The organism is Stenotrophomonas sp. INTA L402-1 (genome assembly GCF_059295135.1).
In genome coordinates, this window is record NZ_JCAFWP010000109.1 from 1 (window position 1) to 788 (window position 788).

The 788-nt window shown below is 54.6% G+C and carries 1 protein-coding gene; it reads right to left on the bottom strand.

Going from position 1 to position 788, the window contains the following annotated elements:
* Nucleotides 1-750, bottom strand: a 750-nt coding sequence (locus tag AC5O77_RS21750; RefSeq protein ID WP_494507168.1) for a replication initiation protein, incomplete at its 3' end; no start/stop codon positions are given.
* Nucleotides 751-788: the final 38 nt, after the last annotated feature.

Below are 788 nucleotides of genomic sequence, written 5' to 3' on the forward strand. Positions count from 1 at the left end.
TTTCACATACTGTGCGAAAGTTTCCGGCGTGAAGTTCCTGTGCGTGTATTTCGCAATGCTCTTGCCAATAGCCCGACATTCAGCCAGTGAAAGCGGAACGGGAAGCGATGCATTGTACATTTCGACACGCTGGATCACCGCTTCAAGCCACTGTGAGAACGCTGGCCAGCCCTGACGAATCGCCCTGTAAGCCCATTTGCGCGTCATTTCGAACAGGTGGCAGTTTCGCCCCATCCCGTAATGTTTATCGATGCTACGACGCTCTGAGGCGCTCAAATCGAGATAATCAGCCAGTTCATCGAGGGTATAGGCTTCCTCGCGCCACTCCATCACCAGCCATTCCAGGTGGAACGGATTTTTGCAAATCAGGCCGCTGTAGTTCACATCCGCACAAAGTTTCTCACACAGCGAACGTTCAACCGCTGCGGCATATTTCAGCGCCTTAACCGAGGCATCAGGCGCGGTTCTCACGGCGATGTTGAGTGCGTAGAGCAGGTGAGCGTGTCCGTTCACAGGATTTTTAACGGTGATGTTCGGCGCGGGAGCGTTCCGGTCGCTCCAGTCAATCGCAGCCCCCTCGCGGTCAACGTCAAAAACCAGCCAGAACTGCGCATGAGGCTGGTTCTGCTGTATGTACCGCGCAAGAAGCGCACGCCCTTTGCCGGAGATGCGAAGACCAAAAGCGAGATCATCCGTGTGATAGGGACGATGGGGTAAATTTTCGTCGAAGTATTGAAGCGCGGCGCTCATGTGTTACGATTCTCTCCGGGTTATGCGACCTACACGCC